General features: G+C 60.5%; 20 protein-coding genes. 3 read left to right on the top strand and 17 right to left on the bottom strand.

From position 1 onward, the window contains the following. Positions 1 to 4: 4 nt before the first annotated feature. On the bottom strand, positions 5 to 2,209 hold the full coding sequence (locus tag EJA70_RS19470) for a TonB-dependent siderophore receptor (RefSeq protein WP_158832848.1): 2,205 nt from the start codon (positions 2,207 to 2,209) through the stop codon (positions 5 to 7). Positions 2,210 to 2,482: 273 nt separating this feature from the next. On the opposite strand from EJA70_RS19470, the gene EJA70_RS19465 reads away from it, so the two are divergent. After that, a complete protein-coding gene (locus EJA70_RS19465) occupies positions 2,483 to 3,565 on the top strand; it encodes a DUF1615 domain-containing protein (protein WP_158832846.1) in 1,083 nt (360 codons plus the stop codon). Positions 3,566 to 3,634: 69 nt separating this feature from the next. Here EJA70_RS19465 and EJA70_RS19460 read toward each other — a convergent pair whose 3' ends face one another. The 12 genes from EJA70_RS19460 to EJA70_RS19405 form a co-directional block, all read right to left on the bottom strand. Then, positions 3,635 to 4,036 carry a hypothetical protein gene (locus EJA70_RS19460; RefSeq protein ID WP_158832844.1) on the bottom strand — a complete coding sequence of 134 codons (402 nt, stop codon included), beginning with the start codon at positions 4,034 to 4,036 and terminating at the stop codon, positions 3,635 to 3,637. Between the two features lie 202 nt (positions 4,037 to 4,238). After that, complete coding sequence (locus EJA70_RS19455) at positions 4,239 to 4,931, bottom strand: anti-sigma factor domain-containing protein (RefSeq protein ID WP_158832842.1); 693 nt, start codon at positions 4,929 to 4,931, stop codon at positions 4,239 to 4,241. After that, the gene (locus EJA70_RS19450; protein ID WP_158832840.1) at positions 4,928 to 5,461 is read right to left on the bottom strand and encodes a sigma-70 family RNA polymerase sigma factor; all 534 of its coding nucleotides are present in this window, start codon (positions 5,459 to 5,461) and stop codon (positions 4,928 to 4,930) included. Before EJA70_RS19450 ends, EJA70_RS19455 begins: the two co-directional genes overlap by 4 nt. 156 nt (positions 5,462 to 5,617) lie before the next feature. Continuing rightward, the gene (locus tag EJA70_RS19445) at positions 5,618 to 6,139 is read right to left on the bottom strand and encodes a DUF3455 domain-containing protein (protein WP_008087420.1); all 522 of its coding nucleotides are present in this window, start codon (positions 6,137 to 6,139) and stop codon (positions 5,618 to 5,620) included. 115 nt (positions 6,140 to 6,254) lie between these two features. Next, a complete protein-coding gene (locus EJA70_RS19440; protein WP_158832838.1) occupies positions 6,255 to 7,940 on the bottom strand; it encodes an ABC transporter ATP-binding protein in 1,686 nt (561 codons plus the stop codon). A 14-nt stretch (positions 7,941 to 7,954) separates the two neighbouring features. Further along, entirely contained in the window at positions 7,955 to 8,977 is a 1,023-nt protein-coding gene (locus tag EJA70_RS19435; protein ID WP_008084946.1) for an ABC transporter permease, read from the bottom strand. After that, positions 8,977 to 10,041 (bottom strand): microcin C ABC transporter permease YejB, encoded by a 1,065-nt coding sequence (locus EJA70_RS19430; protein WP_158832836.1) that lies wholly within the window; start codon positions 10,039 to 10,041, stop codon positions 8,977 to 8,979. Before EJA70_RS19430 ends, EJA70_RS19435 begins: the two co-directional genes overlap by 1 nt. Position 10,042: 1 nt before the next feature. Further along, the gene (locus EJA70_RS19425) at positions 10,043 to 11,908 is read right to left on the bottom strand and encodes an extracellular solute-binding protein (protein ID WP_158832834.1); all 1,866 of its coding nucleotides are present in this window, start codon (positions 11,906 to 11,908) and stop codon (positions 10,043 to 10,045) included. Between the two features lie 150 nt (positions 11,909 to 12,058). Then, positions 12,059 to 14,770: a TonB-dependent receptor gene (locus EJA70_RS19420; protein ID WP_178116925.1), complete on the bottom strand. Its 2,712-nt coding sequence runs from the start codon at positions 14,768 to 14,770 to the stop codon at positions 12,059 to 12,061. Between the two features lie 206 nt (positions 14,771 to 14,976). After that, positions 14,977 to 15,378, bottom strand: coding sequence for a biopolymer transporter ExbD (locus tag EJA70_RS19415; RefSeq protein ID WP_007918272.1), 402 nt, complete (start codon positions 15,376 to 15,378; stop codon positions 14,977 to 14,979). Beyond that, the gene (locus EJA70_RS19410; RefSeq protein ID WP_371924613.1) at positions 15,378 to 16,064 is read right to left on the bottom strand and encodes a MotA/TolQ/ExbB proton channel family protein; all 687 of its coding nucleotides are present in this window, start codon (positions 16,062 to 16,064) and stop codon (positions 15,378 to 15,380) included. The genes EJA70_RS19415 and EJA70_RS19410 overlap by 1 nt, the downstream gene beginning before the upstream one ends. Positions 16,065 to 16,131: 67 nt before the next feature. Continuing rightward, positions 16,132 to 16,950 carry an energy transducer TonB gene (locus EJA70_RS19405; RefSeq protein WP_158832832.1) on the bottom strand — a complete coding sequence of 273 codons (819 nt, stop codon included), beginning with the start codon at positions 16,948 to 16,950 and terminating at the stop codon, positions 16,132 to 16,134. A 1,184-nt stretch (positions 16,951 to 18,134) separates the two neighbouring features. Between EJA70_RS19405 and EJA70_RS19400 the strand changes: the two genes are divergently transcribed. Next, positions 18,135 to 18,758 carry a glutathione S-transferase gene (locus EJA70_RS19400; protein ID WP_158832830.1) on the top strand — a complete coding sequence of 208 codons (624 nt, stop codon included), beginning with the start codon at positions 18,135 to 18,137 and terminating at the stop codon, positions 18,756 to 18,758. Between the two features lie 141 nt (positions 18,759 to 18,899). Here EJA70_RS19400 and EJA70_RS19395 read toward each other — a convergent pair whose 3' ends face one another. Continuing rightward, positions 18,900 to 19,340, bottom strand: a complete 441-nt coding sequence (locus EJA70_RS19395; protein ID WP_007959054.1) for a CBS domain-containing protein — start codon at positions 19,338 to 19,340, stop codon at positions 18,900 to 18,902. Between the two features lie 449 nt (positions 19,341 to 19,789). Here EJA70_RS19395 and EJA70_RS19390 point away from each other — a divergent pair, with 449 nt between their 5' ends. After that, positions 19,790 to 22,150: a DNA polymerase II gene (locus EJA70_RS19390; RefSeq protein WP_178116922.1), complete on the top strand. Its 2,361-nt coding sequence runs from the start codon at positions 19,790 to 19,792 to the stop codon at positions 22,148 to 22,150. Here EJA70_RS19390 and EJA70_RS19385 read toward each other — a convergent pair. The 3 genes from EJA70_RS19385 to EJA70_RS30935 all read right to left on the bottom strand — a co-directional run. Continuing rightward, positions 22,115 to 22,585, bottom strand: a complete 471-nt coding sequence (locus EJA70_RS19385; RefSeq protein WP_158832826.1) for a DUF1810 domain-containing protein — start codon at positions 22,583 to 22,585, stop codon at positions 22,115 to 22,117. The two genes, EJA70_RS19390 and EJA70_RS19385, sit on opposite strands and share 36 nt — an antisense overlap. A 25-nt stretch (positions 22,586 to 22,610) precedes the next feature. Next, a complete protein-coding gene (locus EJA70_RS19380) occupies positions 22,611 to 23,432 on the bottom strand; it encodes an aldo/keto reductase (protein WP_008084925.1) in 822 nt (273 codons plus the stop codon). A 32-nt stretch (positions 23,433 to 23,464) separates the two neighbouring features. Then, a partial coding sequence (locus EJA70_RS30935) for a hypothetical protein (protein ID WP_218574211.1) occupies positions 23,465 to 23,652 on the bottom strand: 188 nt, incomplete at its 5' end.

Below are 23,652 nucleotides of genomic sequence, written 5' to 3'. Positions count from 1 at the left end.
ACGCTTAGAAGTCGATAGTGCCCGACAACTTCGCCACACGCGGTTCACCCTGTGTCAGGTAACCGCCCTGAGCCGATTCCCAGTACTTCTTGTTCGCCAGGTTTTCCACGCCCAGACGCACGGTCACGTCTTTCTCCGAAACCTTGAACGCATAACGCGCACCCGCATCGAAACGGTTCCAGGTCGGCAGGCTCAGGTTGTTCGCCGCATCGGCGTATTGACCACCGGTGCGCAGCATCCGTGCGTTCAGCGCTACGCCTTGCAGGCCGGGCACGTCCCAATCGGCACCAGCGTTGAACTGGAAGGTCGGTACGCCGATCGCACGGTTGCCGTCATTGGCGCCGTTCTGGGTGTTCTTCAGTTCGGTATCCATCAGGGTCAGGCCACTGATCAGGCGCAGACCGCTGATCGGCTCGCCGAACACGTTCATTTCCACGCCTTTGTTGACCTGCTCGCCTTCACGCACATAACGCGAGGTGTTGGCGTCGATGATTTCCGAGTAACCGTCGCTCGGCTGTTCGATGCGATAAACACCCAGGCTCGCACCGTAAGTGCCCATGTCGACTTTTACCCCGGCTTCGGTCTGCTTGGAGCGTGCCGGTGCATAGGCTTCGTTGCCGTTGATCACGACGCGTGAGCCGGAGGTGGTCGGCGAGGTCGGACCTTGCGCCAGGCCTTCGATGTGGTTGGCGTAGAACGACACGTGTTCCCACGGCTTGAAGACGATGCCGTAGACCGGCGTGGTGATCGATTCGTCGTAACTGGAAGAGCGCGGGCCGCTGCCGTAGCTGGCGTAGCTGTAACCCTGCACCACCAGTTGCTGACGACGCAGGCCAGCGGTGATCAGCAGGCGATCATCAAAGAAGCCGAGGGTGTCGGAAATCGCCGCGCTGCGGTTGAACGTCTTGCCGGTAATGCCCGGATCGCTGTTGTCGCCGCCGGCGAAGTTACCGACCGGCGATGGCGTTTCTACCGGGTGGTAGATGTTGTTGGCGTACTTGGTCAGGTCGAAGTCGTAAGCGCTGCGCTGTTCGGTCCAGATGCCGGTCAGGCCGAAGTTGAGCTTGTGGCTGACCGGGCCGGTGGTGAATTTGCCGTTGAGGCCGGCCATGACGCTGGTGTTGTCTTCGTCGTGCGGAATGAACGAGCCGGTGGTGTTCGAGGCACCGTTGTTACCCACCAGCGTGGTCGAGTTGTAGCGCCCGACTTCACGGGTGTGCTTGGCGCCACCGGCGGCGTAGGCGGTCCAGTTGTCGTTGAGGTCGTACTCGGCGCGTAGCATGCCGAAGGTGTCTTCGATGTCGGTGTAGCCCCACTTCGGCGCGTAGTTGGTGTCGGCCGACGGTGCGTCCGGAATGTGCGTGGCAGTGCCGAGGTTGACCGAGTTGCGGCCACCGTTGACGCGCTCTTTCTGGTAGGCGAAGTCGCCGGAAACGCGCAGTGCATCGCCGCGATAATCGAGGCCGATGGCAAACAGTTTCGAGCGCTGGTTTTCGTGATCGATGGCGGTGTCGCCTTCGCGTTGCGACAGGTTGACCCGCGCACCAAAGCGGTTGTCTTCACCGAAACGCTGACCGATGTCGAAGTGCTGACCGATGCGGCCTTCGCTGTTGATGTCGGTGGTGTAGCGGCGCAGTGGCACGTCACCGGCGCGTTTTGGTTGCAGGTTGACGCCGCCGCCGATGCCGGAACCGGTCGGGGTCACACCGTTGATAAAGGCATTCGGGCCTTTGAACACTTCCACGCGCTCCAGCGCATCGGTGGAAATGATCTGCCGTGGCAGCACGCCGTAGAGGCCGTTATAGGAAATGTCATCGCCGGTCAGCGGCAGACCACGGATCATGAAGATCTGCGCCTGGTTGGAGAAACCGGAAGCCTGGCGCACCGATGAATCGTTGAGCAGCACGTCGGCGACGTCTTCGGCTTGCTGATCCTGGATCAGTTGCTCGGTGTAGGACGCGGCGCTGAATGGCACGTCCATCATGTCCTGATTGCCCAGCACGCCCAACTGGCCGCCGCGAGCAACCTGACCACCGGCGTAAACCGGGGGCAGGGCATCGGGCGTCGGGGCTTGTGCGTTGATGTTGACGTTGTCGAGCACCAGCTCTTTGTTATCGCCTTCAGCGGCGTGAGCGGTGACCGTCAGAGAGCACAGCAGGGCGAGAAGCGTCGGGCGAAACGGGACGGCGAGTCGAACTGGAGCGGGCATTTTTTTACCTGGAGGCGCACGGCCATTGGGAAAAAGTTAGGGCGGCGCGGGAACTCCTTGCGCAAATGCGACTCCAGGCGCAAATGATAGGTTTTCTCAGTAACGTTTTGCAATCAGTTTGTCACTACGCCCCATGACACCCTGTAGGAGCTGCCGAAGGCTGCGATCTTTTGATCCGGTTTTTTAAAATCAAAGGCAAAAGATCGCAGCCTGCGGCAGCTCCTACAGGGATTGTGTATGGTGGTTCTGGCTTAGTGGACTGGATGGAGCAAGATGCGATTACTCATGACCCTCGCCGCAGTGTTGAGCCTCGCCGGTTGCGCGGGGCAGCGCAGCAGCGAACCGGTGCCCCGTGCGCCTGCTGAAGTGAAGGCTGAAATCGTCCGGCTGATGCCGGCCAAGGTCGCGGATCGTCAGGGCTGGGCCACCGACATTTTCGCCGCATTTGCCGCGCAAGACATCAGCCCGACCACACAGAATCTGTGCTCGGTGCTGGCGGTGGCTGAACAGGAATCGACCTTTCAGGCCGACCCCACGGTGCCCGGCCTCGGCAAGATTGCCCGCGACGAAATCGACCGTCGCGCCGGCAAAGTGCACATCCCCAGCCTGTTGGTCAGCGGCGCTTTGCAAGTGCGCTCGACCACTGGCAAGACCTACAGCGAACGCCTCAACGCCGCGCGCAGCGAGAAGGAATTGAGCGCGATTTTCGATGACTTCATCGGCAGGGTACCGATGGGCCGTACGCTATTCGGTGGCTTCAACCCGGTCCACACCGGCGGGCCGATGCAGGTCAGCATCGAGTTTGCCGAACAGCACGCCAAGGACTATCCGTACCCGGTCGACGGCAGCATTCGCCACGAAGTGTTCAGCCGCCGCGGTGGCATGTACTTCGGCATCGCGCACTTGCTCGGTTACCCGGTGAGTTATCGCGAGCCGCTGTATCGCTTCGCCGATTTCAACGCCGGTTGGTACGCCAGCCGCAATGCCGCATTCCAGAACGCAGTCAGCCGCGCCTCGGGCATCCCGCTGGCACTCGACGGCGATCTGATTCGTTATGACTCGATCATGCCCGGCGGCACGGAGCTGGCGGTGCGCACCCTTGGCAAGTCGCTCGGCATGCGTAATCCGACCATTCGTGATCAGTTGGAAAAGGGCAAAACCCTCGAATTCGAAGAGACGAAGCTCTATCAACGGGTGTTTGAGTTGGCGGAAAAAGCCGAGGGCAAGACGCTGCCGCGCGCGGTCCTACCAGGCATCGTCCTGCAAAGCCCGAAAATCACCCGCAAACTGACCACGGCGTGGTTCGCCAAGCGCGTGGATGAGCGTTACAAACGCTGCATGGCCAAGGGCGGATAATCACACGGACATAAAAAACCCGGCAGGGGATGCCGGGTTTTTCTGGGTTGTTGCGATCAGCGCAATCATTCAGACAGCGCGGCGTTCGAGCAGGCGATCCGAACCACCTTCTGCAACGGTATTGCCTTGCAGACGATCCGAGCCATCAGCCGCTACGGTGTTGCCTTGCAGACGATCGGAGCCATCAGCGGCGACGGTGTTGCCTTGCAGACGATCAGAGCCATCAGCGGCGACGGTGTTGCCTTGCAGACGATCGGAGCCATCAGCGGCGACGGTGTTGCCTTGCAGACGATCCGAGCCATCAGCCGCAACGGTGTTGCCCTGCAGACGATCCGAACCATCAGCAGCGACAGCGTTCTGGTACAGACGATCCGAGCCGTCAGCGGCGATCATCGTGTGAACCGGGGTAGCGGCGAAAGCGTTTACTGCGAAAACCGAGAAAGCGATGCTGAGAAGAGTTTGGCGTTTCATGATGTTTGCTCCGGGGTGTTATTGGTTGGTATGGAGCCGATCTTACGCCGGGGATTTTTTATGAGAACTTCATTGCCGTGATGGTAAACATCGACGCCAATGATGGTTCGTGTAGGAGCTGCCGCAGGCTGCGATCTTTTGATCTGGTTTTTCAGAAGCAAGATCAAAGGATCGCAGCCTGCGGCAGCTCCTACAGGGGGTATCACAATACTTTGACGGCGCGGCCGATCGCCTGGATCGGCCCGGTCGGTTTGCCGATCGGCGAACCGCCGGCGCCTTCCAGCGTCAGCTCGAACAACTGGTTTGGTTGCAACGGCGGCAACTTGTCCAGCGGCACCGACAAGGCCTGCCCGGGTTTGACCAACCCCAACGACACCGGCCCTTGCCAACCATCGGCCTTGGTCCAGAACTCCAGCGCCTTGTCCGCCGGCACCTCGACCACCCCCAGCGGAATCAACTGAATTTCATGCGAATTGCTCGCCTGAATCACCCACCCAGGCGCCTTGTCCTGCGGCGCGACCAGCACCACCAGATAACTCGGTTTCGGCGTGGTCTGGGTCAACAGGATCGACCCCAGGATCAACGTCGCCGCCAGGCCCACCGCGCTCAATCCGCGCCACAGCGGTAACAGATTCCACCATGAAGTCGACGGCGCTGGCTGCGTCAGTCGGTTGATGCTGCGTTCGATGCGCGGCCACAGCCGCGCCGACGGCTGTTGTGGCGCGGCGAAATCCGTCAGCTCCAGCAGGCGTCGCTCCCAGGCATCCACCGCCGCGCGCAACTCGGGCTCATGCGGCAAGCGTCGCTGCACCTCGATCCGCTGCTCGGCCGACAGCGTGCCGAGCACATACTCAGCGGCCAGCTCATCACGTTCCTGCGCCGATTCCGTGGTCATCCCATGCACTCCCGCAAAGCGTTAAGGCTGCGCTTGATCCACGCCTTGACCGTGCCCAGCGGCGTGTCGAGACGCGTAGCAATCTGCGCGTGAGAATAACCATCGACGTAGGCGTGAAGGATGCAGCGTCGCCGTTGCGGATCAAGTTGTTCCAGGCAGCGGTTGATGCGCGCCGAATGCGCCTGGGCCTCAAAGTCATCAGCATCAGCGGCCGTTTCATGCTCAGCGCCAAGCGACGTCTCGCGACCCTGATTACGCAGCAGGTTCAGCGCCAGATGCCGGGTCACGCTGAACATCCAGCCGCGTGCCGACCCGCGCGCCGGGTCGAACCCCGCCGCGCCGTTCCAGATCTTGATGAAGGCCTCATGGACGATGTCCTCCGCCAGCGCCGTATCGCGCACCAGCCGCTTGGCCACGCCGAGCAGACGCGGACCTTCCTGCACATACAAATCGCGCAGGGCCGAGCGCTCGCCGCGGGCACAGGCAGCGAGACGGGCTTCGTAATCAAACACGGGTTCGGCTAAAGGCATGTCGTGCAATCTAGCTCACATTCCCCAAAACAACACAGAACCCTGTGGGAGCGGGCTTGCCCGCGATGGCGGCGTATCAGTGACGAAAATATTGACTGATGCGACGCCATCGCTGGCAAGCCAGCTCCCACAGGGATTGATGTTGAGCCTGAGGGGTCAGTTCGCGGCCCAGAAGATGTAGTCGGCCTGGTACTTCACCACTTCCTGCTTGCCCTTGTTCGCCGCCGTGCATTCACTGCCCGGCGCCACGCCGCCCTTGAGCGCGACACGCTGGATGTAGCTGACGCCCGTCATCGCGCCTTTACCCTCGGCAGGATTAGCCTTGACCAATTGATAGGGCAGGTTGCCCGGACTCGACGGCGCCACGGCCAATTGCGTGCCAGTGACCTTCGACCCGTCCTTGGCCTGCCAGGTGGCCGGCGGGCCGAAGTAGGTGCCGACCTGCTGGCCGCTGCGATCATTGAGCACCGCTTTCGGGCCGACGAAGGTCCACTCGGTCTGGCCCGGGGCATTGGCCTTGTCGCGGCATTCGTAGGTGATCTCGCCGACGCCAGTGGTTTCCATCGCGATCTTGTGGCCATCCGGGACTTTGATCGCGTCGGGATAACTGCTTTGCGCAAAGGTCGTGGCGCTGGCGGCGAGCAAACCGCTGAGGCAGATCAGTTGGGTGATGTTCATCAGTATGTTTCTCCAAAATGGGTAAACCGCTGACAGCCGAAGCGGGCTGTTACAAGGACTACCCATGGCGGAGGCATTTGGATGCAGTGCCTGAAAAATATTTTTTGGATCACCTCTATACCTGTGGGAGCTGGCTTGCCAGCGATAGCGGTGGGTCAGCGAAGGGGATGTCGACTGACCCGGCGCCATCGCTGGCAAGCCAGCTCCCACAGGGTTTTGTGTCGGGCTTGAGGCCGGAGGCTTTCAGGAGTTCCTGGGTGTAGGGGTGTTGTGGTGCGGCGAAAATTTCCCGTGAAGAGCCTTGCTCCACAACCTTGCCATCCTTGATCACCATCAAGTCATGCGCCAGCGCATGCACCACCGCCAGATCATGGCTGATGAACAAATACGTCAGCCCGTGCCTGATCTGCAATTGGCGCAACAATTCCACCACCTGCTTCTGTACCGTGCGATCCAGCGCCGAAGTCGGTTCATCGAGCAGAATCAGCGCCGGTTCCAGCACCAGCGCACGGGCGATGGAAATGCGCTGGCGCTGCCCGCCGGAAAACTCATGGGGATAACGATGGCGGCTCTGCGGATCGAGGCCGACTTCCTCCAGCACGCGAATCACTGCGGCTTCCCGCTCGGCCTCGGTGCCGATGCCATGGGTCAGCAAGCCTTCGGCAATGATCTGCTGCACCGACATCCGTGGGCTGAGGCTGCCGAACGGGTCCTGAAACACCACTTGAATCTGCCGCCGCAACGGCCGCATCAGACGCTGGTTGAGCAGGCTCAGTTGCTTGTTGCCGAAACGGATATTGCCCTCGGACTCGACCAGTCGCAGGATCGCCTGACCCAGCGTCGATTTGCCTGAACCGGACTCGCCAACAATCCCCAAGGTCTTGCCCCGCTGCAGGGTGAAACTGACGCCGTCCACCGCTTTGATGTAATCCTGCTGGCGACTGAACAACGCCTTGGGCAGCGGAAACCACACCTTCAGATCATCGACTTCGAGCAGGTTGTGCTCGAACTCACTGGGCACCGGCGCACCGCTCGGTTCAGCCTCGATCAGCAGGCGGCTGTAAGGATGCTGCGGTGCGCGGAACAGCGCTTCGCAATCCGCCTGCTCGACGATTTCGCCTTGGCGCATCACGCACACGCGCTGAGCGATGCGCCGTACCAGATTGAGGTCATGACTGATCAGCAACAGCGACATGCCGAGGCGTTGCTGCAATTCGATCAGCAGCTCAAGAATCTTCTGCTGCACCGTGACGTCGAGCGCCGTGGTCGGCTCGTCAGCGATCAACAATTCCGGCTCATTGGCCAGCGCCATCGCAATCATCACCCGCTGCCGCTGCCCACCCGAAAGCTGATGCGGATAGGCTTTCAAGCGCTGCAACGGCTGACGAATGCCGACCAGTTCCAGCAGCTCCAACGTGCGTTCACGGGCAGCGCGGCCCTTGAGGCCCTTGTGAATCTCCAGCACTTCGCTGACCTGCTTTTCCACCGTGTGCAACGGATTCAGCGAAGTCATCGGCTCCTGAAAAATCATCGCAATGCGATTGCCGCGCAAACCACGCATCTGCTGCTCGCTGGCGTGCAATAAATCCACACCGTTGTAGCGGATCGTGCCGCTGCTGCTGACGTTCTTGCCCGGCAACAAACGCAGAATCGAATGCGCCGTCACCGACTTGCCCGAGCCGGATTCACCGACCAGCGCCAGGCACTCGCCACGGCGGATATCCAGGTTCAAACCGTGCACCACTTCCTGCCCGGCGAAGGCGACGCGCAGGTCGCGAATTTCAATCAGGTTGTCGTTCATGTCAGCTCCGGGGATCAAGATCGTGGATCAAATGCATCACGGCAAGCCTCACCAATAAAAACCAACAAAGACAAAATCAGCGCCAAGGCAAAAAACGCCGTCAGCCCCAGCCACGGCGCTTGCAGATTGCGCTTGGCCTGACCGATCAGTTCGCCCAGCGATGCGGTGCCTGCGGGCATGCCAAAGCCAAGAAAATCCAGCGCAGTCAGCGTGGCGATGGCGCCGGTCAGAATGAACGGCAGGTAGGTGAGGGTGGAGGTCATCGCGTTGGGCAGGATGTGCCGACACATCAGCTCGTTGTCGGTCAGGCCCAGTGCCCGCGCGGCTTTGACGTATTCCAGATTGCGCCCACGCAAAAACTCGGCGCGCACCACATCGACCAATGCCAGCCAGGAAAACAGCGCCATGATCCCCAGCAACCACCAGAAACTCGGCGAGACGAACCCGGACAAAATGATCAGCAGGTACAGCACCGGCAGCCCCGACCAGATCTCCAGCACGCGCTGCCCGAGCAAATCGACCCAACCGCCGTAATAACCCTGCAACGCCCCGGCAACGATGCCGATCAGTGCACTGATGCCAGTGAGGATCAGTGCAAACAGAATCGAAATCCGCGTGCCGAAAATCACCCGCGCCAACACGTCGCGCGCCTGATCGTCGGTGCCCAGCCAGTTGCTTGAGGACGGCGGGCTTGGCGCCGGTTCGCTGAGGTCGTAATTGACCGTGTCGTAGCTGAACGGGATCGGCGGAAACAACATCCAGCCGCCCTGATCCTCGATCAGCTTGTGCACGTAACTGCTGGCGTAATCCGGTTGAAACGGCAGCTCGCCGCCGAAATCCGTTTCCAGGTAATCGCTGAGGATCGGAAAGTAAAAGCCGTCGTGGTAACGGATCACCAGCGGCTTGTCGTTGGCGATCAATTCACCGCCCAGACAAATCAGGCACAGACCGATAAACAGCCACAACGACCAGCGTCCACGCCGATTGGCCTTGAACTGCGCCACGCGGCGCTGGCCGAGAGGGGAAAGAGTGAACATCAGGCAGTCCTCGCCGAGAAGTCGATGCGCGGGTCGAGCAGGGTGTAGCAGAGGTCGCCGATCAGCTTGATCAACAGGCCGAACAGGGTGAACAGAAACAGCGCGCCGAACACCACCGGATAGTCGCGCGACACCGCCGCCTCGTAGCTCATGCGCCCGAGGCCGTCGAGGTTGAAGATGGTTTCGATCAACAGGGAACCGGCGAAAAACACCTCGATCAGCGCTGACGGCACACCGGCCACCACCAACAACATCGCATTGCGAAACACGTGGCCGTAGAGCACGCGGCGCTCGGTCAAACCCTTGGCCCGCGCGGTGATCACGTACTGGCGGCTGATCTCGTTGAGGAAGCTGTTCTTGGTCAGGATCGTCAGCGTGGCGAAACCACCAATCACCAGCGCCGTCACCGGCAGCACCAAGTGCCAGAGGTAATCGCCGAGCTTGCCCAGCGTGCTGAAGCTGTCGAAGTTATCCGAGACCAGCCCTTGCACCGGGAACCAATTGACGTAGCTGCCGCCGGCGAACACCACGATCAGCAGAATCGCAAAAAGAAACGCCGGCATCGCGTAGCCGATGATGATCGCCGTGCTGCTCCAGACATCGAAAGCACTGCCGTTCTTGATCGCTTTGCGAATGCCCAGCGGGATCGAAATCAGGTAGGTGATCAACGTCGCCCACAAGCCCAGCGACAACGATACCGGCAGCTTCTGCACAATCAGATCGGTGACCTTGGCGCCGCGAAAGAAACTGCTGCCCAGATCCAGCTGCGCGTAGTTTTTCAGCATCAGCCACAGGCGTTCGTGCATGGGTTTGTCGAAGCCGTAATGGTGTTTGATTTCTTCGATCAGCGCCGGGTCGAGACCACGGCTGCTGCGACCCGCGCCGCCAATCGCAGCGACTTCGCCACCGCCGCCCATGCTGTGCCCGCCGAAGCCTTGCAAGCGGGCAATCGCCTGCTCGACCGGGCCACCTGGCGCGGCCTGCACGATCAGAAAATTCACCACCAGAATGCACAGTAGCGTGGGGATGATCAGCAGCAAACGTCGACTCAGATAACGCAACATGTCAATGGCCTCCCGCGAGTTGGCTGTGCATCTGCTGCGTGTTCAGCGCCTTGGCCGAGACCTCCCACCAAGTGTTGAGGCCTTCGTCGTAGGCCGGTTGCACGGGCGGCATGCCGAAGCGGTTCTGGTACACCGTCGGCGTGCCTTTGGAGTAGTAGTTGGGAATCATGTAGTAACCCCATTGCAGCACCCGGTCGAGGGCGCGGGCGTAATGCACCATGGCTTCGCGGGTGTTGGCCTGCACCAGCCCGTCGATCAGTTGATCGACCGCCGGATTGGCCAGCACTATCGAGTTGGAACTGCCGATTTGCGTGGCACTTTGCGAGGCGTAGAGGCTGTACAACTCGCGGCCGGGGGAGACGATCGGATCGCCGCTACGGGGGAAACTGGTGACGATCATGTCGTAGTCACGGGCGTTGAGGCGGTTGACGTATTGCGCCGAATCGATGCGGCGCAGATTGAGGGTGATGCCGATCTGCGCGAGGGTGCGTTTGAACGGCAGCAGCATGCGGTCGAAGCCGCCCTGACCGTCGAGGAAAGTGAACTCCAGCGGCTCGCCGGCCGCGTTGAGCAGGCGATTGTGTTGCGGCGTCCAGCCGGCCTCGGCGAGCAGCTTCAGCGCTTGCAGTTGCTTGTCGCGGATGTAGCCGCTGCCATCGGTTTTCGGCGCTTCATACACGGTCGTGAAGACCTCGTCGGGGATCTGCCCGCGCAGCGGTTCGAGGATCTTCAACTCTTCGGCATCAGGGAGCGCAGTGGCGGCCATTTCACTCTTCGGCCAGAAGCTGTTCTGGCGTACATAGAAGCCGCGCATCATCTGCTTGTTGGTCCACTCGAAATCCCACAGCAGGCTGATCGCCTGACGCACGCGGCGATCCTGGAAGATCGGGTTTTGCAGGTTGAACACAAAGCCTTGGGCGGCGGTGGGTTTTTCCGGGGCCAGAATCGACTGCTGCAAACGGCCGTCGCGCAACGCCGGGCTGTCGTAGCCAACCACGTAACCAGACGAGGAGAACTCGCGGTTGTAGTCGAACGCGCCGGCCTGCAACAGCTGCCGGGCGACGTCGGTGTCGCCGTAGAAATTCACCGTGAGGGTGTCGAAGTTGTACATCCCGCGACTCACTGGCAGGTCTTTGCCCCACCAGTTCGGATCACGTTGAAAACTGATGCTGCGGCCGGCGTCGACTTTGCTCACGCGGTACGGGCCGCTGCCCAGCGGTGGCTCGAAACCGCCGCCATTGGCGAAGTCGCGGGTTTGCCACCAGTGTTCGGGGACCACACGCATGGTCGCCAGGTCCAGCGCCAGGGTGCGGTTGAGGTTGTTCTTGAAGGTGAAGCGCACCTGCCGTGGGCCTTCGATGAGCACGTCCTGGACGTCGGCGTATTGCTGGCGATAACTCAGGCTGCCCTTGGTCATCAGCAGGTTGAAGGTGTAGCGCACGTCTTCGGCGGTGATCGGTGTACCGTCGGCGAAACGTGCTTTTGGATTGAGGGTGAAACGCACCCAGAGTCCATCGGGATCGCGCTCGATCTGTTGCGCGACCAGTGCGTAAACGGTGTAGGGCTCGTCAAGTGAACGGAACGCCAATGGCGAATATACCCAGTCGTTGACCTGCACCACGGAAATGCCCTGATCGGCGTATGGGCTGATGTAGTTGAACCCGCCGATTTCCATCGACGCACGGCTGAGCGAACCGCCCTTGGGCGCCTGCGGATCGACGAAATCGAAATGCTGGAAGTTCGCCGAATACTTCGGCGCCTCGCCGTACACCGTCAGCGCATAACTGCCAGCGGCCAGCGCCGAGGGGCCGGTGCACAGCAGCGCACTGCCCAAAAGCAGGCCCGCCAAGTTGCGCAAAAAACTCATGAAATCACTCCCAAAAATCCCTGAATGGTCACGGAACCCTTGTGGGAGCTGGCTTGCCAGCGATAGCGTCGTGTCAGTCGATATCTACTTCACTGACACACCGCTATCGCTGGCAAGCCAGCTCCCACAGGGTTTTGCGGTGCTCGTTCTTTAGAAGTGGTACGTCATGCGCGCAAACAAGGTGCGGCCCAGCGGGTCGGTGTAGCGCGGGTCATAGCCGCTCTGGAAGTTGTAGGCCTGGTTGGAGAACGGCGGGTTGCGGTCGAACATGTTCTTCATCCCGGCATCGACATCCAGCACTTTGTTGAAGGTGTAACCGGCCGACAGGTCCCACACCGAATACGACGCAACGGTTGCATGAGTGTCGCGGTCGTAATCGTTGTAGCCCGTGGTGAAGCGGTTGGTCAGCGACGCCCGCGCCGCACCGAAGGTCCAGCTGCCGGTGAGGTTGTGTTTCCAGCGCGCAATCACGCCGTCACCCTGGAAGTCGCCGACCTTGTCGGTGAACGGGCCTTTGATGGTGCTCTGGAAGTCGTACTCGTCAACGTAAGTGCCTTGCAGCCCCAAACCGAACTGGCCGTACGGCGTGTTCGGGAAGCGATAGTCGAGCGACACATCGATACCGTTGGTTTCGACGATGCCGAGGTTGGCGTTGCCGGTAACGATGTAGTTGAGCGTGCCGTCGGCGTTGCGCACGAAGCGGTCCGGGTAGGAGCCGGCCTGATCAAACACGGTGGATTCCGGGAATGGCTGGATCTGGTTGGAAATGTGAATCCACCAGAAATCGAGACCCACCGAGAGATTGTTGATCGGCTGATAAACGAAGCCTAGCGTCACGTTGCGGGCCTTCTCCGGGGCCAGATCCTGGTTGCCGCCAATCTGGTTGAGGAACTGCTGACCGCAATCGCGGCCGCCGTTACCGCCGGGCTGCACCACGCCGCCGGTACACAGCACTGGGTCGTTGTAGTAGCCCTGGGTGAAGGTGATGCTGTTGGGCGAATACAGCTCGTACAGCGACGGCGCGCGGAAGCCTTCGCTGTACGCGCCGCGCACCACCAGCTCTTTCAGCGGCTGATAACGGAACGAGTATTTCGGGTTGGTGGTGCTGCCGAAGTCGCTGTATTTGTCGTGACGCACGGCGGCGGATAGTTCGAGGCTGTCGAGCACCGGCACGTTGATTTCTGCGTAGGCGGCTTTCACGCTGCGGTCACCTTCGACACTGCCGTTGGGGTCGATGCCGAGACTCTGGATGTCACCGGCGAACGACTCGAAGTCCTGGTGGAATTTCTCTTTGCGGTACTCGCCGCCCAGCGCCAGACCGGACGGGCCGGCACCGAACCAGTCGCCGATTTCACGGCTGATGCGTCCATCAAAACCGGCCACACGGCCAACAGCGGTGGAATAGGCGCCGTGGTAAGCCGCTTGATCGATGTATTGCTGACCGGCGGCGGACTGCGGGCCGAACGGGTTGAGCAAACCGCTGGCCAGACCGTCGATCATCGCCTGATCGCTGACAAAGCCATTGGTGACGCTGGAGACGATTTTGTTCTGGTTGTACGAGGCGCCGACGTTGTAATCCCAACCGCCGACCAGACCATCGAAGCTGAGCAAGAAGCGCTGGCTGGTGTTCTGATCTTTCGACTCCCGCGGACCGGCAGCGGTTTCTCGCCAATTCACATCCACTGGTTGGGTCGGGTCGAGGGTGAAGTCGGTCGGCCCCGGTGTGATGCCGTTGCCAGGGTAGTAGGGTGACGAGCCGTCGAGGCTCAGACCGGTCAGCGGTGCAGGGCCGATCGAGGTGGCGTTGTTGTTGCGCGACCAGAAGTACTCGAGATTGACGTTGTGATCGTCGGCCAGTTTGCCGGTGGTCTTGCCAAAGAACGAAGTCTTCTCGGTCTGCGGCACCAGGTCGATGTATTCGCGGGTGCTGAAGCGGCACAGGCCGTCGCGCGCCACCAGGTTCGGCCCGTTGCAATTGCTGTTCGCCAGCGGGTTGGTGGCGTTGCCGTTCTGGCTATAGTTGCCGGGGAACGCGGTGCCGGAGGTCTGATCCAGACCTCGGCCGGGATCGTAGTCACGGGCGAAGGAGCGATCGTTGGCGTCGAGGTTCTGCTGCTTGTTGTAGTTGAACACGCCGAGGACGTTGAAGCGGTCCTCCTCCAGATCACCGTAGCCCCAACTGGCACTCATGTCCTTGGTCGCGCCGCCGCCACTATGGGTCGGGGTTTCGCCGCCGAGGGTCAGTTGGCCGTCGGTCATGGATTTCTTGGTGATGAAGTTGATCACGCCGCCGATGGCGTCGGTGCCGTACAGGGCCGAGGCACCGTCACGCAGCACTTCGACGCGCTCGATGGCGGCAAACGGGATCATGTTCAGATCCACCGCGCCGCCGGCCGAGTTGGTGCCCGACAAGGCGTTGTTGGCCAGGCGTCGACCGTTGAGCAAGACCAGCGTCTTGTTCGCGCCAATGCCGCGCATGTCGGCGAACGAAGCGCCGCCGGTGGCTGCACCGACCGAGCCGGCGCTGTTGTTCAGCGACTGGCTGCCGGTAATGCGCTGGACCAGTTCGGCGGTGGTGGTCACGCCCTGTTTGCGCAGCTCGTCAGCCTTGAGAATGGTGATCGGCACGGCGGTTTCCGCATCGACCCGGCGAATCGCCGAACCCGTCACTTCGACCCGTTGCAGTTGCGTGGTCGGCGCAACCACGGCGGCTGCAGCGGGCACGGCGGCGTTGTCGTCCTCGGCCGCTTGCACGGTCCCGGCGCCCATCCCCATGGCCACCAGATACAACGGAACAAAACGGTGGCGAGAAATCGTGGCCACCAAAGGTTTGAGCGTGAAGCGTGGAGTGTTCATCAGCATGGTTATTTCCGACTTTTCAGACGTTATCGAATTGGCCTTGTGAGCCCCTCATTGCTCCGCTTTCGGTGATACCGCGTGCGGAAAACCACTTTCTTCAAGCAAGCCGATCCCCTCCGAAGACGCGTGGCGTTTTTCGGTCGGCTGATTGCGACAGGATTCAGCGGGCGGTGGCGGGCGCGTCTTTCACTGCGCGCCCGGCACCGTACTCAGTGGGTGGTCATCACCGAAATCTTGGTGATGCCCGAGCGTTCGATCGACGCCATGGCCTTGGCCACCTGGCCGTAATTGACGGCGGAATCGGCCTGCAACTGCACGCGCACTTCGGCATCCTTGGCCTTGACCTCCTTGAGGCTGGCTTCCAAAGATTCCGGCGCCAGTTCGGTCTTGGCCAGATAGAACTTGCCGTCCTGATCGACGCTGACTACCACCGGGTCCTTCTTTTCGGCGGGGGCGACGGCGTCGGTTTTCGGCAGGTTGACTTTGATTGCGTTGGTCATCAGCGGCGCGGTGACGATGAACACCACCAGCAGCACGAGCATCACGTCGACCAGTGGCGTGACGTTCATTTCGCTGAGCACTTCATCGCTGTCCTGAGTCGAGAAAGACATCAGCTGGCCTCCCGCACGGCGGCTGTGGTTTTGCTGGCGATGGCCTGACGGCTGATGGAAAACGCACTGCGCGAGGCGAGGGCGTCGAAGTCGTGCGCGAAGTCATCCATGTCCGCCGAAGCGAGCTTCAGACGGCGCAGGAAGAAGTTGTAGATCAGCACCGCCGGCACCGCGACGGCGATACCCACACCGGTGGCGATCAGCGCGTGACCGATCGGCCCGGCGACCGCTTCAAGACTGGCCGAACCGGTTTCGCCGATGCTTTTCAGCGCTTCCATGATGCCCCACACGGTGCCGAACAAACCAATGAACGGCGCGGTGCTGCCGATACTGGCGAGGATCGCCTGGCCGTTTTCCAGCGAGCGGCGTTCCTTCTGGATCTGCTGGCGCAGGTTGCGTTCCAGGCGATCCGAGCGGTTGATGGTGTGCGCCAGTTGTTGCGTGGTACGCGGCGAATCCTCCACCAGCAACGCTTCGAAACCACTGCTGGCGATTCGCGCCAGTGCGCCCGGATACTGGCTGGCGTGTTCGGCGGCGGTGAGCAGATCCGGCGCGCCCCAGAAGGCTTTGCTGAACTGTTTGTTCTGCGCTTTCTGGCGCAGGTACTGCGCCGACTTGACCAGCAGGATCGCCCAGCTGAGCACGGAAAACAGCACCAGACCCCAGAGCACGCCGGGGACAATCATCGAAGACAAATCGTTCATGGTGATACCTCGCTTGCGTTATTCGGTTGTGCGTTGATTGAGCGTTCGGTTATTGCGGCAATTTGAAATCAATGGTCTGCGTGGCGAAGCCGTCGATCGGCGTGTCACCGCGTTTGGCCGGGATAAATTTCCAGTTCTTCACCGCAGCGACCGCCGCGTCATCCAGTTGCGGCTTGCCGCTGGACTTGGTCACCGTCACCGAGCCAGCGCGACCGTTGGCCAACACCTGAATGCGCAGCACCACGCTGCCTTCCCAATTACGCCGAAGCGCCAGTGACGGGTATTCCGGCGGCGGGTTGCCGAGGCTGGCGAGTCCGGAAACGGCTGCCGACTCCTTGACCGGGCCTGGCGCGGCGGCAGGCGCTGGCGGCGCGCTCGGGGTGGCCGGTGCAGCGGGTGCAGCCGGTTGTGCCGGCGCGGGTGGGGCTTTCGGCGGCTCGACCTTTTTTACCGGTTTCGGCTTCTCGACCGGTTTCGGTTTTTCGATTGGCTTGGGTTTCTCCACCGGTTTGGGTGGCGGCTTGACCGCGTCCTCGTCTTCCACCGGTTGTTCAGGTTCCGGCGGAGGAGGTGGCGGCGGTGGCGGCTCGGGCGTGGGCGGTGCCGGTGGCGTCGGGCTGGTCAGCTCGACGGTCATTTCCGGGATCTGTGGCGGTGTCGGCAGCGGCTCGGTTCGCGATTGCTGGAGAAACCACCAGGCACCGCCATGTATCAGCGCCGACACAGCCACCAACAAGACCATTTGCTGTTTGTTCAAACCACCGGGTTGCGAGGTATTGGCTGTAAACGCCGGCCTGCCCGGGGGCGGCGGGATTGGCGCTTCCCGCAACGGCCCCGGCAGGGTTCTGTGCTTTACCGCATCGTTCATTAAAGCTCCCTCGGGTTGATGAAGGGCAATAAGGTGCCGTCCGAACATGTGGGGGATGTTCGAGTGGGTGGGTGCAACTTTCTTCAAGGTGTGCAGAAGCCGATAGTTGAACTATCCGGTTAACAAGGCTTGTGCGAACTTACTGGCTTAGCGCCATTGACTTCGTCGGTTCATTACCCATTCCCTGGTGTTGTTCTATATGTAGGAGCTGCCGCAGGCTGCGATCTTTTGATCCTGTTCTTTAGAGATCAATATCAAGATCAACAGATCGCAGCCTGCGGCAGCTCCTACAGGGGTGTTCAGTTTGTGTTTTGCAACCGCTGTGCCAAATGTTGCTGGAATGTAGGTGGGTTATTTCATTGATGTTACCCATGTCGCATTTATATAAGTTTTGTTGGCTGCCTTGTTGATCTTCGGCGCATAAAAAACCGTCGCCCCGTACGCCGGGGGTTTTTGATGGGCGAGTCTGGCCGTGCGCTCTATCTCGCGGATTGGCGAGGCAGAGCGGCTATTCTCGTGTCAGTCGGGGCACTTGCTGGTGCGCGGCGGACTGATTTGGTGCGGGTCAATGTTTTAGCGGGTCACGGGGTATGTTCCTTGTTCTTGTTTAAATGAAATCAATACTTCGATCGTTGCTTAGTTACAGTCGTTGGTACGTTTTTGGTGCAAATAAAAAGCAGCTGAAGTTATTGTCTGACAATTCAGCTGAGGGCCGATTAATACATGGCTTGCGCAATGATAATCAGCGTTGTATTTAAAAAATAAATAATACGCTGTGCTCGGCGAATAACTCATCGCCAAACACAGTGGTGGTCAGTTGGGTTCAGGTAATACAGTAAACGCGCAGGTGGCCGGTGCTGTTCAGGTGAACTCGGCTGTTGGCGTAAAGCGACGCAAAGGCAGTGATGCGGCAGAACGATTGAAGATTCACGCGGTGAACTCCTTGTTGCCAGCTCGGATACACGAACTTTTGGTTCGGTATCGCACCTTACAAGAACGCGGATAGCGTTCGATGATTGCTCTTGGTGCGGGATGGGCACCGCCAGCGCTGTTTTGCGAGGATTGAATTCGCAAGTCGCGAGTGCATGGGAAAACCGTGCCAAAACCGATACACACGCAGAATTTTTCTACACCGGGCCTGCCACCATCTACCCTTGGCAAAGGCTTAATTCGGGGGATTGGCTATGTACCAGCTCTACGGGCACAGGAATTCGGGCGCAGCCGCGATTGAAGCGGCGCTGGAGTTGTGCCAGATCGCCTACCGTTTCATCGACATCGAAGCCAGTACCGAGGCCGCGGAAGCGTTGGCCAAACTCAACCCGCTGAAACAGATCCCGACCTTGCAGTTGCCCGATGGCAGTGCACTGACCGAGAGTGCGGCGATTCTGATTCACCTCGGCTTGACGTTTCCACAATCGGGCCTGCTGCCGGTTGAGGCGGCTGATCGAGACCAGGCGATTCGCGGCATGGTCTACATCGTCAGCAACTGTTATGCGGCGATCGGCGTCATCGATTACCCCGAGCGCTGGCTACTGATGCCTGACGAAGCCTCGCGGCAGAACCTGATGGCCGGCGCGCGGGAGCGTTTGCACTGGAGTTGGGAGGTGTTTGCCGACCAGTTCTCCGCCGAGTTGTACCTGGATGACGAAACACCGGGCGCGCTTGATGTGCTGGCGGCGGTGGTGACGCGCTGGGCGGGGAGCCGCGAGCATCTGCGCCAGACGCGGCCGGGGTTTTATGCGTGGCTACAGAGAATCGATCGACATCCGGTGTTGGCACCGCTGTTCGCCCGGCATTGGCCTGCCTGAACCCACCACACAAGAAAGTGTAGGAGTGAGCCCTGTGGCGAGGGGATTTATCCCCGATGGGGCGCGAAGCACCCCCAAAGAAACAGGGCCTGCTGCGCAGTCCATCGGGGATAAATCCCCTCGCCACAGTGTTTTTGCTATTTATTCCCCGCGGATGTACTGCTCCAGCTGTTTGATCAGCTCGGCCTGTTCGGCAATCGCTTCCTTGACCAGGTCGCCGATCGACAGCAGGCCGATCAGCTTGCCGTCCTCCACCACCGGCAAGTGCCGCAGGCGTTTGTCGGACATGATGCCCAGGCACGTATCGACGGTCTGATGGGTGTCCACGGTGATCACGTTCGCCACCATGATGTCACGCACCGGTGTGCCCACCGATGAGCGGCCATGCAGCACGAGTTTGCGCGCGTAGTCCCGTTCGCTGATGATGCCGACCACTTTATCGTCTTCGACCACCAGCAAGGCGCCGACGTTTTTCTCGGCCATCTTCATCAGCGCTTCGAGCACCATGTGATCAGGTTTGATCTGGTGCACTTCCTGATTTTTCTGATCTTTGAGCTTGAGCAGTTGGGCGACGGTCTTCATGGCGGTTACTCAGGTGTTGTCGTTGTTATCCAAGCATCGTAGACGCAAGCGCGCAGGGCAAGGTGGCAAAGCGGCAGATAACACGCAAAAAACGTCATTTGCCTAAGAAACCCCCGGTCATCCTGTGAAAGAAGACCTGTGCTGAGGGGGTTTATCTGTAGTGAGGGGATTTATCTGTGCTGAGGGGGGTATCTGTGGAGAGGGGATTTATCCCCGATGGACTGCGCAGCAGTCCCGCTTGTAAGTCAAAAGCGGGGCCGCTTCGCGCCCCATCGGGGATAAATCCCCTCGCCACAGATAACCCCACTCACTACAGATAACCCCGCCAACTACAGATAAATCCACTCACCACAGATAAATCGCTACTACAAAGTATTCCAAACTGAAAACGCGGGCGCTGGAAGGGCAGCGTAGAATGCCCCTCTGTTTCAATACCCGAGGTTGCAGTGGTGGATTTACCGCAGGGCTTCGTCCTGACCCGGCATTGGCGTGATACGCCGGCCGGCACCGAAGTCGAGTTCTGGCTGGCGACCGACGCCGGGCCGCGCCGTGTGCGCCTGCCGCATCAGCCGTCAGTGGCGTTTATTCCCGCCGAACAGCGCGCAGCGGCCGAACGCCTGCTGCACGACGAAAAAAACGTCGAACTGCGCCCATTGGCGCTGCAGGATTTCGAACATCGTCCGGTACTCGGCCTGTATTGCCAGCAACACGGCCAGTTGATGCGCCTCGAGACCGCGCTCAATCGCGCCAGTGTCGACGTCTACGAAGCGGACGTGCGCCCACCCGAACGCTACCTGATGGAGCGCTTCATCACCGCGCCGGTGTTTTTCAGCGGCACCGCCGATGCCGACGGCATCCTGCACAACGCCCACCTCAAGCCCGCGCCCGATTACCAGCCGAAGCTGCGGCTGGTCTCGCTGGACATCGAAACCACCGAAACCGGCGAGCTCTATTCAATTGCCCTCGAAGGTTGTGGCGAGCGTCAGGTGTACATGCTCGGCGCGCCGAACGGCGACGCCAGCATTGTCGATTTCGACCTCGAATACTGCGACTCGCGCACTGTCATCCTGAAGAAACTCAACGAGTGGTTCGCCCGCCACGACCCCGACGCGATCATCGGCTGGAACGTTGTGCAGTTCGATTTGCGCATCCTCCACGAACACGCCCGGCGCCTAGGCGTGCCGCTGAAAATCGGCCGTGGCGGCGAAGAAATGCAGTGGCGCGAACACGGCAGCCGCAATCACTACTTCGCCTCGGCGGCGGGGCGACTGATCATCGATGGCATCGAGTCGCTGCGTTCGGCGACCTGGAGCTTCCCGTCATTCAGTCTGGAAAACGTCGCCCAGACCCTGCTCGGCGAAGGCAAGGCCATCGACAACCCGTACCAGCGCATGGACGAAATCAACCGCATGTTCGCCGAGGACAAACCGGCGCTGGCCAAGTACAACCTCAAGGACTGCGAACTGGTCACGCGGATCTTCGCCAAGACCGAACTGCTGACCTTCCTGCTCGAACGCGCCAGTGTCACCGGACTGCCGGCAGATCGCAGCGGCGGCTCGGTGGCAGCGTTCACGCATTTGTATATGCCGTTGATGCATCGTCAGGGATTTGTCGCGCCGAACCTCGGCACCAATCCACCGCAGGCCAGTCCCGGCGGGTTCGTCATGGACTCGCAGCCGGGGCTGTACGAATCGGTGCTGGTGCTCGATTACAAGAGTCTGTATCCGTCGATCATTCGTACCTTTCTGATTGACCCGGTCGGCCTGATCGAAGGCTTGCAGCACCCGGACGACGCCGATTCAGTGCCGGGTTTCCGTGGCGCACGCTTCTCGCGCACCCGGCATTGCCTGCCGTCGATCGTCTCGCGCGTCGCCGAAGGCCGTGAGACCGCCAAGCGCGAGCACAACGCGCCGCTGTCGCAGGCACTGAAAATCATCATGAACGCTTTTTACGGTGTGCTTGGTTCCAGCGGTTGCCGCTTCTTCGATACGCGGCTGGCCTCGTCGATTACCCTGCGCGGCCACGAAATCATGCTGCGCACGCGCAAGCTGATCGAGGAGCAGGGCCACGCGGTGATCTATGGCGACACTGATTCGACGTTTGTCTGGCTGCGTCGCCAGCATGGTCAGGAAGAAGCGGCGAAGATCGGTCAGGCGCTGGTCAAGCACGTCAACGACTGGTGGCGCGAACATGTACGCGATGAATATGGCCTGGAAAGCGCTCTCGAACTGCAATTCGAAATCCACTACAAACGCTTCCTGATGCCGACCATTCGCGGCGCAGAGGAGGGCAGCAAGAAGCGCTACGCCGGTCTGGTCACCCGCGCCGATGGCAGCGATGAAATGGTCTATAAAGGCCTGGAAACCGTGCGCACCGACTGGTCGCTGCTGGCCCGGCAATTTCAGCAGGAACTCTACGAGCGGATCTTCCAGCGCAAGCCGTATCAGGATTACGTGCGCGACTATGTGCGCAAGACGCTGGCCGGTGAATTCGATGATCGACTGATTTACCGCAAACGCCTGCGCCGCACCCTCGACGATTACGAACGCAACGTGCCGCCGCATGTGCGCGCGGCGCGCTTGGCTGACGACTACAACGCGCAACACGGACGGCCACGGCAATATCAGAACGGCGGCTGGATCAGTTACGTGATCACGTTGGCCGGCCCCGAGCCACTGGAAGTGCGCCGTGCGGCCATCGATTACGACCACTACATCACCCGGCAACTGCAACCGGTGGCGGACGCGATTCTGCCATTTGTCGACGACGATTTCTCAACCCTGATCGGTGGGCAACTGGGCCTGTTTTGAGTCGAGCAGTTGCAACGTCCATTCATCGAGAATGCCGTGGAAGTAGCGTTCCAGTGCTTGCGAGAACAGGCTGTCGTCGGCAGTGAACTGGGCAAACAGCGTCATCGAAGAGTGAAATTTCAGGTCATCGGGATGGCCGAAAATCTCCGCGATGGAACGCTGGCGTACATTCAGCACCAGTTGCGTGCACGTGCGTAAGCGGGCGCCGAGCAATTCATGCTCGAGATAGGCCTGCGCTTCCTCGGCCGAGCCGATGGCGAAGCGCCGGGACATTTCACTGCCGCCCAGACCCGCGAACTGCGGGAAGATGAACCACATCCAGTGGCTGCGTTTGCGGCCGTCTTCGAGTTCGCGCTGCACCCGTTCGAACACCGAGTCCTGGGCCAGCACGAAACGCTGAAGGTTGAAGGGATCCAATTGATCTGTGCTTCTCATCGCGAAGCCCTCGCCAGTCGGCGGCTCAGACCATGGCCAGCCGCTGCTTGCGTTGTGGCGCTTGAAACGCCTGGTCCAGCGCCGCCAGATCCCCGGCCTCCAGTTGCAGCTGCGCCGCTTGTGCATTGAGTTGCACGTGTTCGGGTCGCACAGCCTTGGGAATCGCAATCACACCATCCTGACGCAGAATCCACGCCAGCGAAACCTGTGCCGGGGTCACGCCGTGACGAATGGCAATCTGGTTCAGCACCGGTTCAGCCAGCATGGCGCCGCCCTGACCGATCGGACAGTAGGCCATCAATGGCATCCGCTGGTGTTGGCACCACGGCAACAGATCGAATTCGATACCGCGCTCTTCGAGGTTGTAGAGCACCTGATTGGTGGCGCAGGCCGAACTGGAGAGTTCTTCCAGGTCGTCGACGTCGAAATTCGACACGCCCCAGCGACCGATTTTGCCGTCCTCACGCAGACGTTCGAAGGCTTCGACGGTTTCTTCCAGTGGGTACTGGCCGCGCCAATGCAGCAGATAGAGGTCGATGTAATCGGTGTCGAGCCGGCGCAAGCTGCGTTCGCACGCTTGCGGGATGCCTTTGCGGCTGGCGTTGTGCGGATAGACCTTGCTCACCAGAAACACTTGATCGCGCAGACCGGCAATCGCTTCGCCGACCACCGATTCGGCACCGCCCTCGGCGTACATTTCGGCGCTGTCGATCAGGGTCATGCCCAGCTCGATGCCGGTGCGCAGCGCCGCCACTTCACGCTTGTGCGCCGAACGGTCTTCGCCCATGCGCCAGGTGCCCTGGCCAATCACCGGCACCTGCACGCCGGCCAATTCGAGGGTACGCATGCAAACCTCCTTGCTGAAGTTGTCGATACCTTTTAGTGGGCAGCAGGATAGCCCAGGGGTTCCGAAAGCTTCCAGATGAAAGGCTGGCTGAACTCATTGTGCTGCAGGGATACATTGGGTTTCAGGGAATCATTGTGCTGCAGGGATACATTGGGTTTCAGGGAATCATTGTGCTGCAGGGATACATTGGGTTTCAGGGAATCATTGTGCTGCAGGGATA

Origin of the sequence: Pseudomonas sp. PB103 (assembly GCF_009764635.1) — a bacterium.
Classification (GTDB): domain Bacteria; phylum Pseudomonadota; class Gammaproteobacteria; order Pseudomonadales; family Pseudomonadaceae; genus Aquipseudomonas.
This window is presented reverse-complemented; position numbering and strand designations above follow the sequence as displayed.

Excerpts from the sequence above, each read along its gene's own strand:
- EJA70_RS19445 (WP_008087420.1), bottom strand. The coding sequence starts at position 6,139 with ATGAACATCACCCAACTGATCTGCCTCAGCGGTTTGCTCGCCGCCAGC.
- EJA70_RS19400 (WP_158832830.1), top strand. The coding sequence starts at position 18,135 with ATGTACCAGCTCTACGGGCACAGGAATTCGGGCGCAGCCGCGATTGAA.
- EJA70_RS19440 (WP_158832838.1), bottom strand. The coding sequence starts at position 7,940 with ATGAACGACAACCTGATTGAAATTCGCGACCTGCGCGTCGCCTTCGCC.
- EJA70_RS19420 (WP_178116925.1), bottom strand. The coding sequence starts at position 14,770 with ATGCTGATGAACACTCCACGCTTCACGCTCAAACCTTTGGTGGCCACG.
- EJA70_RS19430 (WP_158832836.1), bottom strand. The coding sequence starts at position 10,041 with ATGTTGCGTTATCTGAGTCGACGTTTGCTGCTGATCATCCCCACGCTA.
- EJA70_RS19425 (WP_158832834.1), bottom strand. The coding sequence starts at position 11,908 with ATGAGTTTTTTGCGCAACTTGGCGGGCCTGCTTTTGGGCAGTGCGCTG.
- EJA70_RS19465 (WP_158832846.1), top strand. The coding sequence starts at position 2,483 with ATGCGATTACTCATGACCCTCGCCGCAGTGTTGAGCCTCGCCGGTTGC.
- EJA70_RS19415 (WP_007918272.1), bottom strand. The coding sequence starts at position 15,378 with ATGTCTTTCTCGACTCAGGACAGCGATGAAGTGCTCAGCGAAATGAAC.
- EJA70_RS19470 (WP_158832848.1), bottom strand. The coding sequence starts at position 2,209 with ATGCCCGCTCCAGTTCGACTCGCCGTCCCGTTTCGCCCGACGCTTCTC.
- EJA70_RS19455 (WP_158832842.1), bottom strand. The coding sequence starts at position 4,931 with ATGACCACGGAATCGGCGCAGGAACGTGATGAGCTGGCCGCTGAGTAT.
- EJA70_RS19395 (WP_007959054.1), bottom strand. The coding sequence starts at position 19,340 with ATGAAGACCGTCGCCCAACTGCTCAAGCTCAAAGATCAGAAAAATCAG.
- EJA70_RS19380 (WP_008084925.1), bottom strand. The coding sequence starts at position 23,432 with ATGCGTACCCTCGAATTGGCCGGCGTGCAGGTGCCGGTGATTGGCCAG.
- EJA70_RS19385 (WP_158832826.1), bottom strand. The coding sequence starts at position 22,585 with ATGAGAAGCACAGATCAATTGGATCCCTTCAACCTTCAGCGTTTCGTG.
- EJA70_RS19435 (WP_008084946.1), bottom strand. The coding sequence starts at position 8,977 with ATGTTCACTCTTTCCCCTCTCGGCCAGCGCCGCGTGGCGCAGTTCAAG.
- EJA70_RS19450 (WP_158832840.1), bottom strand. The coding sequence starts at position 5,461 with ATGCCTTTAGCCGAACCCGTGTTTGATTACGAAGCCCGTCTCGCTGCC.
- EJA70_RS19410 (WP_371924613.1), bottom strand. The coding sequence starts at position 16,064 with ATGATTGTCCCCGGCGTGCTCTGGGGTCTGGTGCTGTTTTCCGTGCTC.
- EJA70_RS19405 (WP_158832832.1), bottom strand. The coding sequence starts at position 16,950 with ATGAACGATGCGGTAAAGCACAGAACCCTGCCGGGGCCGTTGCGGGAA.
- EJA70_RS19460 (WP_158832844.1), bottom strand. The coding sequence starts at position 4,036 with ATGAAACGCCAAACTCTTCTCAGCATCGCTTTCTCGGTTTTCGCAGTA.